We start from the raw sequence: 9,134 nt of genomic DNA, 5'->3' as shown, positions 1-9,134 counted from the left end.
AGTTACGACAGCCAAAGTTTGGCGGACTTCATTACCGAAATCAACAAAGGCAGACAGGTCAATTTTGTAAGTAGCCTCTCGCAAGCGCTAAGATGAAAGCAAAAGCATATAAACAAGAAAGCCGAAACTAATAGTTTCGGCTTTCTTGTTTATCTAGAATTGGTATTACCACTTAATAATGTCATTACCAAAGGTAAATAACATCAATGCAATTAGAATAAAGAAACCAATCATTTGAGCTGTCTCAAGGACTTTGTCACTTAATGGCTTACCTTGTACCATTTCGATCAACAAGAATACCACGTGCCCTCCATCCAAAGCTGGAATAGGCAACAAATTCATAAAGGCTAATGCCATAGAAAGCATACCCACAAGATTCCAGAAACGAGTCCAATCAACTTCATCACCAAACATCTTGGCAATTCCAACTGGTCCTGACAATGCTTTATCCGCGCGAACTTCACCTTTGAAAATTTTCCCGAATCCTTTTACATTGTCCGTTATAATCGAAAAAGCCTTAGACACCCCTACCGGGAAAGATTCCGCAAAAGAATATTGACGCATCATTACAGGAAGATTGGAGAAACCCAATATAGTGGTAGTATCTGCCGCAGCAACTAGCTGTAAGGTGTCAGCGCCCCGTACAATATCCAATTTAATCTCTTGACCTTTGTTTTTAGCCATTTCATCTTGGAATACATCCAGACGAGATACCGGCACACCATTGATCGCTGTAATGCTATCCCCTTTTTGTAAGCCCATCTTTTGCGCACGTGAGTCTTCCGCGACAGTTTCAACAGGCAACATCTTAAATATCGGCGTTATGAATTCATTTTTCTTGTGATCAGCCACGTCATTCAGCATCGTCGCAGGCAGAGTGATATCCACAAATTGACCTTGACGCTCTACTTTCAGTACCGCATCGCCCATCAACACATCCGATGTCATTAAATCTTTTAGAAACAAGGTAGCCGGATTACCATTGACAGCAACAATTTTATCACCTTCTTGAATGCCGATTTTCTCACCAATAATACCTGGTTTCACACCATATAACTTGGTATTATCAAAATCCGAATCTCCATATTTGAAAACGAGCATCCAAAATACCAAAATACCCACGACAACATTGACAATGATACCACCTAGCATCACGATCAGACGCTGCCAAGCTGGTTTACTACGAAATTCCCAGGGCTGAGGCTCTTGTTTTAATTGCTCAGTATCCATAGATTCATCGATCATTCCGGCGATTTTCACATAACCACCAAGCGGAAGCCAGCCGATGCCGTATTCACAATCTTTATATTTGAATTTGAATAATTTGACGCCCCATGCATCAAAAAATAAATAAAACTTCTCTACTTTAATACCAAATGCGCGCGCAGCCAAAAAATGCCCTAACTCATGAAGTATGATTAAAATTGACAATGCCAGTATCACCTGGCCTACCATCACTAATATTCCCATTTAAAATTTTTAATTATGTTTTATTTTATTGATTAAATCTTGTGCCACGATTCTACTTTCTCGGTCATATGCGATATAATCCTCCAAACTAAGGTTATTTTTATTTTCGATATGACATAATGTCTCCTCTAGGATGCTGGACATACCAAGAAATGACACCTTATCTTCTAAGAAAGCAGCGACTGCAATTTCATTTGCTGCATTCAGTACACAGCATCTATTTCCTCCTTCCGCCAACGCATCGTATGCCAATTGTAAATTGCGGAAAGTATGCAGATCTGGTTTTTCGAAAGTCAATTGACTATAGTCTAAGAAGTCGAATCTCTTGAAGTTATTTGCATAACGCTCGGGGTACGTCAAAGCATACTGAATAGGTAATTTCATATCTGGAAGACCCATCTGTGCTTTCATCGATCCATCTTCAAATTGGACAATAGAATGTATAATAGATTGTGGATGAACAATTACATCAATCTGATTTAACGACAAGTCAAACAACCATTTAGCCTCAATCACCTCAAGTCCTTTATTCATTAAAGAAGCCGAATCTATTGTAATCTTTGCGCCCATTGTCCAGTTCGGGTGCTTCAACGCTTCGGCCTTGGTCACATGAGCAAGTTGTTCGCGAGACCAACCTCTGAATGGACCACCAGAAGCTGTAAGATAGATTTTTTCGATAGGGCTTGGTTCTCCTACCAGACATTGAAAGATGGCAGAGTGCTCGGAGTCAACAGGCAACATTTTCACATTATGCTGCTTCACCAAGTTCATAATAAGTTCCCCGCTCACCACCAGGGTTTCTTTATTTGCTAGCGCAATATCTTTTCCCGACTGAATGGCTCTAACTGTAGGACGAAGTCCTGCAGAACCCACAATAGCATTCAACACGACATCAATCTCTTCTAGTTCGACAGCTTCAACGAGTGCCTGCTCTCCTGCCCACACTTGGATATCGGTATGTGCCAGAGCTTCCTTCACCTGAGAATAGGCAGATTCGGATATGATGACAACAATTTTGGGTTGGAACTCCAAAGCTTGTTTTATCAAATCATCTGCACGATTGCTGGCCGTTAATACCGAAACTTGAAATTTATGGGGAAATGCTCTAACTACATCTAGCGTCTGTGTTCCTATACTTCCTGTTGAACCTAAAATGGCAATATTCTTCTTCAAAACTCCTCTTATAATATATTCTTCAACAATTCGGGATCGTAACTACCCTTATATTCTTTTATCATCCCTACATAGGCCACAGCTAACACCAAACTCACAGATGGAATTATTACAAATGTATTGACAGCACTCATGGCTTTTGCCAATAGACTATACTCCATATACTCGAAAAACAGCTGTCCCATATACGTTGACGCTAAAATAGCCATCAAGATAAGCAAATTGATCGTATTTCCCTTAGTAAAAGCTATACTAAGTTTAATAGACCGAACAAAGCTAAAACTATTTTCTACAATGAAAAAAGGAAAAAAAGATATCCGCACGAGGATAAACATCATTATCAACGCGGTAAGCAAGGGATTGATTTCATAGGTAATGGTATCTAAACCAACTCCCATATATATGAGCGGCATGCAGACAATAGAGCACAATATATACACCACACCCATGATCAGCGAGTAGCTAATCAATCCTAAGATAAAGTGAACGAACTGCTTGGTAGATGGGATATATGTCATTAATGGCGCCTTCTCTACATTATTGGCCAATAGTATGGCGCGCTTTATCAAAACCAATTGCAAACCAAAAAATAAGGTGACGAAAATAAGCAATAACACGAAACGTACAGCACTCCCCGTCAGCTCACTCAGATAAAGCGCTAAATAAGTCGATAGATTATTAGTGACAAAAAGCAAAAAACATAAACCTGCCACAGAAATATAATGTTTCTTCAACAAGTTTAAAGCGCGAAAAAACACATCATTAGCACGAAAAGTGCTCTCTTTTAAAAAATCTAACATCTTGATTAATAATAATACAAAGATGAAATATTTTTTGGATTACATCAATCCAAAAACAGGGGAATTTATTAATTTTTGTAAAGCCAATAGTAATTTTACAATAGGAAAGCAAAATGCACAAAAAAACCTCATTTGCATGAGGTTTTTTGTATTTATTATTTAGTTGAATTCTGCCGGTACAGGCTTCTCCAGTAAGTATTGATAGTAAAAACGAACACGTTCTTTGAAATCATATTTCACCTTCGAACGGCTCCATCCATGTCTACTGCCTGGATATATCATCAATTCAAAAGGCACATTTCTATCGGTCAATGCATCCACCAATTGAATAGTATTCTGCATATGCACATTATCATCCATATCACCGTGCAAAATGCGTAACCCGCCTTTGTATTTGTCGACATATGTCAATACTGAACCGTTTTTATAACCTTCAGCATTATCCTGTGGAGTATCCATCCAACGCTCGGTATAATGCGTATCATACAAATCCCAACTCGTCACAGGAGCACCAGCGATACCGTAATCAAAGTAGTCCGCTCCTTTTGTCAATGCCAAACATGTCATATATCCACCGTAGCTATGGCCGGTGATTAATAATTTGTCTTTTTTCACCCAAGGTTTTGCTTTCAACCATTTGGCAACAGTAATATAATCCACCAATTCCCAGTTGCCCAGATTGCGGTGCATCCAAGCTACTCCTTGCTTGCCAAAATGTCCAGAAGCACGGTGATCACATTCAATCTGAATGATACCCTCATTAGCCCAATGTTGAGAAAGTCCGCCGTAAGGGCTGTTGGAAGTATTCTTCCACGTATTTCTTACAGAACCAGCGTCAGGGCCTCCGTAGATACTCATGATTACTGGGTATTCTTTGTTCTCATCGAAATCTACAGGATATGTGATAATCACTGGTAAATCAAATTTTCCATCATCCGATTTGATAGTGAAATACGATGTTTTACCAATCTTATAATTAACAAAATCAGAGGATTTAGAATCCGCTAGTTCTTTTATTACTTTACCTTTATTATCTGCCAATACAACTTTCGTTGGTGTACTTACATTCGAATAAGTTGAAATAAAATATTTGCCATCCGGAGATACTGACACTTGGTGGGTATAATCACCGAACGTCAATCTCTTAAGGTTTTTGCCCGAATAATCTACACGGTAAAGATCCACTGTAGCGGAGTTTTCTTTACGCGCGGTGAAGTAAATAACTTTAGATTTCTCATCGATAAATTGCAAACTAGAAACCTGCCAGTCTCCAGCAGTAATTGGGTTCAACAATTTACCATCAAGTGTGTATAAATAATAATGCGCCCAACCAGACTTATCGGATTTAAGAATGTAATGTTTGTTGTCCGCCAAATACGTGATGCGCTCATCATGGTCAAGGTTAATCCAGGTTGGTTGCTCTTCGTTATAAATTTCTTTTTTTGTACCCGATAGTGGATTTACGCTATAGAATTTCAAATTCGTTTGATCTCTATTCATCCATTGCACCATTATCGATTTACTGTCAAAGCTCCAATATGGCTCACCAAAATATTGGTCGTCTTTTTCATTAAAATCACCCCATACCACATTGGTATCGCCTACTTTAACAAATCCAACCTTAACTTCTGGATTACTTTGACCTGCCTTAGGATAACGTGTCTCTTCCAAGTACCCATTCTGTCCTTTGGACACATAAATCGGGAACATCGGCACTTTAGTATCATCGAAACGCATAAAGGCAATCTGCTTACTATCTGGTGACCACCAGAAAGCTTTATAGTTTGTGCGTCGACCTAGAATCTCTTCGTAGTACACCCAAGAAGACCAACCATTATAGATCACATCTGTACCATCGGTCGTATATTGCGTTTCGCTTCCATTATCGACCGAAACACTATAAAGGTTACTCTTACGGGTAAAGGCTACGTATTTGCCATCAGGAGATAATGTAGGGTTTTGTTCTTCTACATCCGGCGAGTTTGTCAGTTGTCTCTCCTGACCATCGGCTGATTGCAGGAAGATGTCATTTTTCTTGATTATTACACGCGTACTTTTATTCTCTGCGGGCACATAGATCTCGCGATGCCCAGTCTTGACATGTACTTTGTATGTACTGTTCTCCTGACGGTTATACTCGAGGTAGTGATCATTATCCGCCCATCCTACATAGCCATTGATAGGCTGCGTGACGGTCTGTGATCTACCCCAGGCTTCATCAAAACTTAATTTCTTCTGCGCAAAGGACTGTGTTCCAAAAAACAACAGCCCCACAACGGCAAGTTGAGTCCACTTATTTGTCATATGTAATAATTATATAGTACGAAAATAACGGATTAGAAAACAATAAATAAGGTTTTATTGTAACATCTTTAAAATTAAAAAAGCCACTCGTGCAAGTGGCTATATCTTAGACAGGAATCAACGTGTTAGAAAGAAAAATTATCTTTTGCAACAAATTCTCCTGTGCTTTCGTATGCAGAATCGTCTTGGTTAGGCTCGTATCTCTTCTCTATGACCTCTTGGTTTGATTTGATGTACTCTACCACGTCGGATAGTCCTTCTGCGAACTTTTCAAAATCTTCTTTATATAAGAAAATTTTATGTTTGATAAATTGACCATCTTCAAAACGCTTTTTGCTCTCTGTAATGGTTACATAGTAATCATTCGATCGTGTTGCCTTTACATCAAAAAAATAAGTACGTTTTCCAGCTCTCACCTTTTTTGAAAATACTTCTTCACGTTCTTTGTTTTCAAAATCTCCCATTAGTCTAGTAAGTATTTAAGTTTAAATCCTATATTTTAATGTCATAAATATATAATATATCTAACTAAAGAACCAAATTTTTTGTAAAAAATAATTATTTTTTGCTAATAACCATTTTATATCAAATTTTATCAATGTATTTTTACCGACATAATCGTACCTTTTACCGAATAAGCTACCTCAAACACCTAATACTAATGTTAGAATAAGTAATAGGTGTTTACTTTTGAGCCAATAAATATATTGAAATGGAAAAGACAACACATACAAATCCGAACCCACAATTACCACCAAGCAACAATAAGTCTTCGACTACTGTTGGCGCAATTATTATATTATTTGGGGTATTCTTATTATTAAACAATCTGGACTTAGGCTTTTTGTTCCCATCTTGGTTGTTCAGTGTTCCGATGATTTTGATTATTGTTGGTCTAGTGATAGGTATCAATTCAAAATTTGAGAAAAAGTCCTCATTTATATTAATAGCAATTGGCGGTATATTCTTGCTACGCAAAATATTTGGCGATTTCAACCCGTTCCAAGTATTATTCCCTGCGATAGCGATAATCATTGGTATATATATCATAAATAGAAATAGAAAAGCACCGAACTTCCCTACTCCACCAAATGACACTCCGACGCCTCATCCTACGGATGAATACGATTGGGACAGAAGAGTCGTGAATCTAACGGATGACACGGATCCATCGCAGGCACAGTCTGCGACGGCTGATGCATCTAATAAATATTCGGGAGCACAGAGTCAATTCCAATTTTCTGAGAATTACCTTAAAGTGGAAGCACTCTTTGGAAGTGCAAATAAAATAATCCTTTCCAAAAACTTTTTGGGAGGAACTATTACAAATATCTTTGGTGGCTCGGTAATCAACTTACTACAAGCTGACTTTTCACAGCCTATCGTAATCGATACTTTCCAACTATTTGGTAGCACCAAGATTATAGTTCCGCCACACTGGATAGTGACACCGTCAGTTTCTTCTATATTTGGAGATATGGACGACCGAAGAATCATGATTAATCATCCATATGATGAATCCAAAAAATTATACTTAACAGGAACATCAATATTTGGTACCGTAACCATAAAAAATAGCTAGCGGATATGTTTGCATCGTCCCTCAAAATAAATTCCAAATCAGCATTAATCCACTTTACTGTTGGAGTTATTTTTGTTTTATACTTTTCCGTTTCCTATTTTTTGTTGTGGTGGGAATTCAAACCACTGAAAGTTTCGGTAATCGAGCCCTTGATCAGCGCAGTGGTGATGACAATATGTTGTTATCTCATTTTTAGTTCGATGAAGTTTTACAATCCAAGTAAAGGCCAATATTTTAAGATTATTGGCTTTTGCTTGGTATTGACCATTATAAGTCTAGGTGTTTCCATATTTACCCTATACCAATTTTTCGACACGCCTTCTATTGCACATTATTACCAAAAGCTGCCTTACAAGTTTATTATTAACTTTCTGCTGCTTGCTTGTATCATGATCATCAATATCTTTTGGAATGTGCAGGAAGAAGCCATCGAAAATGATCGTCGAAAACTGGAATCCGAACGATTGGTTCGCGAAGCTGAACTTTACAACCTGCGTCAACAGCTGCAGCCTCACTTTTTGTTCAACAGCCTTAATTCCATCATTGCGCTTATAGGCGCAAAACCTGAGCTGGCAAAGAAAATGACTTTCCAACTTTCGGATTTCCTGAGAGGAACGATGCGTAAGGACGACAAACAATTGATTCCACTTTTGGATGAAATCAAGCATCTTGAGCTGTACTTAGAAATCGAAAAAGTAAGGTTTGGCCATCGTCTTCAAACAAGTTTTGACTATGATGACGAAGTGTTACAAGCCAAAGTTCCGTGCATGATTATACAGCCTCTAATGGAAAACGCAATTAAACATGGACTTTACAACATCATAGGTAATGTAGATATTATCACTGAAATATCCTTAGAAAACAATATGCTAACGATCGAAATTACTAACCCTTACGATACCGATCAATTCTACAACAAGAAGGGAACGGGCTTTGGGTTATCAAGTATTCAGAGACGTTTGTTTTTAATATATAGCCGTACCGATTTATTAAGTATACGGAAAACAGAGAATCAATTTTCCGCCATCATAAAAATACCTCAACATGATTAAAGCAATAATAATAGATGATGAGCCATTAGCTCGGATGATTATACACGAATACTTACTTAAGGACCAGGGATTTGAAATTGTAGCTGAATGCGGGGATGGTTTTGAAGGAGCGAAGGCTATACAACAGCACAAGCCCGATCTGGTATTCTTGGATATACAAATGCCTAAGCTGACAGGCTTTGAAATGCTCGAAATATTGGATGAATATCCGCATATCATCTTTACAACAGCATTTGAAGAATTTGCGCTTCGCGCTTTTGAAAAGAATGCGGTGGATTATCTACTAAAACCAATCTCGCAGGACAGATTCGAACAAGCCATCGCTAAGTTCCGCTCATTGCACATCACCCAACAAAAACAACAAGGTGTCAAAGCTTTGAAAGAAGATCTGGATGAAGAGACATTAGAACGTATTGTTGTGAAAAATGGCACACAAATAAAACTGATTCCTGTGCAGCAGATCATATATTTGGAAGCTTATGATGATTATGTAAAGATTCACACAAAAGAAGGTATGTTCTTGAAAAACAAGACGATGTCATCTTTTGAAAAACAATTAGACCCGAAACAATTTGTACGCGTACATCGGTCCTTTATCATTAAAGTCGATCAATTGGCAAAGATAGAACCGATGGAAAAAGAAAGCTATAAAGGCATTCTAATCAGCGGTGACAAAGTAAATATTAGCAAATCAGGCTACGCAAGATTAAAACAAACAATTGGCTTATAACCAATTGTTTGTTAGTTTTGCAA

At 38.0% G+C, this 9,134-nt stretch carries 9 protein-coding genes; 4 read left to right on the top strand and 5 right to left on the bottom strand.

The features are described 5' to 3' along the window. Positions 1-18: 18 nt before the first annotated feature. Positions 19-96, top strand: a complete 78-nt coding sequence (locus EDC17_RS17560; protein ID WP_394343346.1) for a hypothetical protein — start codon at positions 19-21, stop codon at positions 94-96. Positions 97-165: 69 nt separating this feature from the next. Here EDC17_RS17560 and rseP read toward each other — a convergent pair whose 3' ends face one another. The 5 genes from rseP to EDC17_RS04855 all read right to left on the bottom strand — a co-directional run bounded on the left by rseP (position 166) and on the right by EDC17_RS04855 (position 6,211). Continuing rightward, complete coding sequence (gene rseP / locus EDC17_RS04875; RefSeq protein WP_132777025.1) at positions 166-1,470, bottom strand: RIP metalloprotease RseP; 1,305 nt, start codon at positions 1,468-1,470, stop codon at positions 166-168. A 9-nt stretch (positions 1,471-1,479) separates the two neighbouring features. Continuing rightward, positions 1,480-2,643, bottom strand: a complete 1,164-nt coding sequence (locus EDC17_RS04870) for a 1-deoxy-D-xylulose-5-phosphate reductoisomerase (protein WP_207895684.1) — start codon at positions 2,641-2,643, stop codon at positions 1,480-1,482. 8 nt (positions 2,644-2,651) lie between these two features. After that, the gene (locus EDC17_RS04865) at positions 2,652-3,443 is read right to left on the bottom strand and encodes a hypothetical protein (protein WP_132777023.1); all 792 of its coding nucleotides are present in this window, start codon (positions 3,441-3,443) and stop codon (positions 2,652-2,654) included. A 159-nt stretch (positions 3,444-3,602) separates the two neighbouring features. Further along, positions 3,603-5,747: a S9 family peptidase gene (locus EDC17_RS04860; RefSeq protein WP_132777022.1), complete on the bottom strand. Its 2,145-nt coding sequence runs from the start codon at positions 5,745-5,747 to the stop codon at positions 3,603-3,605. A 125-nt stretch (positions 5,748-5,872) separates the two neighbouring features. Next, positions 5,873-6,211, bottom strand: coding sequence for a DUF3276 family protein (locus EDC17_RS04855; protein ID WP_132777021.1), 339 nt, complete (start codon positions 6,209-6,211; stop codon positions 5,873-5,875). A gap of 248 nt (positions 6,212-6,459) precedes the next feature. Between EDC17_RS04855 and EDC17_RS04850 the strand changes: the two genes are divergently transcribed. The 3 genes from EDC17_RS04850 to EDC17_RS04840 are packed head-to-tail and all read left to right on the top strand — an operon-like array spanning position 6,460 to position 9,111. Then, on the top strand, positions 6,460-7,329 hold the full coding sequence (locus EDC17_RS04850; protein WP_132777020.1) for a LiaF transmembrane domain-containing protein: 870 nt from the start codon (positions 6,460-6,462) through the stop codon (positions 7,327-7,329). Between the two features lie 5 nt (positions 7,330-7,334). Then, positions 7,335-8,381: a sensor histidine kinase gene (locus EDC17_RS04845; protein ID WP_132777019.1), complete on the top strand. Its 1,047-nt coding sequence runs from the start codon at positions 7,335-7,337 to the stop codon at positions 8,379-8,381. Next, the gene (locus EDC17_RS04840) at positions 8,374-9,111 is read left to right on the top strand and encodes a LytR/AlgR family response regulator transcription factor (protein WP_132777018.1); all 738 of its coding nucleotides are present in this window, start codon (positions 8,374-8,376) and stop codon (positions 9,109-9,111) included. The genes EDC17_RS04845 and EDC17_RS04840 overlap by 8 nt, the downstream gene beginning before the upstream one ends. Positions 9,112-9,134: the final 23 nt, after the last annotated feature.

The organism is Sphingobacterium alimentarium (genome assembly GCF_004342685.1).
Classification (GTDB): Bacteria; Bacteroidota; Bacteroidia; order Sphingobacteriales; family Sphingobacteriaceae; genus Sphingobacterium; species Sphingobacterium alimentarium.
This window is presented reverse-complemented; position numbering and strand designations above follow the sequence as displayed.

What these genes read in the sequence shown, in the direction of transcription:
- EDC17_RS04845 (WP_132777019.1), top strand. Translation starts at nt 7,335, where the DNA reads ATGTTTGCATCGTCCCTCAAAATAAATTCCAAATCAGCATTAATCCAC.
- EDC17_RS04865 (WP_132777023.1), bottom strand. Translation starts at nt 3,443, where the DNA reads ATGTTAGATTTTTTAAAAGAGAGCACTTTTCGTGCTAATGATGTGTTT.
- EDC17_RS04850 (WP_132777020.1), top strand. Translation starts at nt 6,460, where the DNA reads ATGGAAAAGACAACACATACAAATCCGAACCCACAATTACCACCAAGC.
- EDC17_RS04860 (WP_132777022.1), bottom strand. Translation starts at nt 5,747, where the DNA reads ATGACAAATAAGTGGACTCAACTTGCCGTTGTGGGGCTGTTGTTTTTT.
- EDC17_RS04855 (WP_132777021.1), bottom strand. Translation starts at nt 6,211, where the DNA reads ATGGGAGATTTTGAAAACAAAGAACGTGAAGAAGTATTTTCAAAAAAG.
- rseP (WP_132777025.1), bottom strand. Translation starts at nt 1,470, where the DNA reads ATGGGAATATTAGTGATGGTAGGCCAGGTGATACTGGCATTGTCAATT.
- EDC17_RS04840 (WP_132777018.1), top strand. Translation starts at nt 8,374, where the DNA reads ATGATTAAAGCAATAATAATAGATGATGAGCCATTAGCTCGGATGATT.